1 protein-coding gene is annotated in these 232 nt (G+C 39.2%); it reads left to right on the top strand.

Annotation, left to right across the window (positions count from 1 at the left end):
• A partial coding sequence (locus AAEY57_RS21235; RefSeq protein WP_350608812.1) for a YqcC family protein occupies window positions 1-232 on the top strand: 232 nt, incomplete at both ends.

The raw sequence follows: 232 nt of genomic DNA, 5'->3' as shown, positions 1-232 counted from the left end.
AGCCAATAGACGCTGATGCACTGCTTTCAAATACTCCTTTTTGTCACGATACAATGGCGTTTGAGCAGTGGTTACAATTTGTATTTATTGATAAAATACAGCAATTAATAACGCACAAGCAACCACTGCCACGTAACTTTGCTATTGCCCCTATGGCGCAAATGACACTTGTGAATAAAGCAGGGAGCGATGAAATAATTGAATTACTAACAGCCCTTGATACCTTTTTAGG

The organism is Pseudoalteromonas sp. MER144-MNA-CIBAN-0113 (assembly GCF_040308965.1).
Lineage (GTDB): Bacteria > Pseudomonadota > Gammaproteobacteria > Enterobacterales > Alteromonadaceae > Pseudoalteromonas > Pseudoalteromonas tetraodonis.
This window is presented reverse-complemented; position numbering and strand designations above follow the sequence as displayed.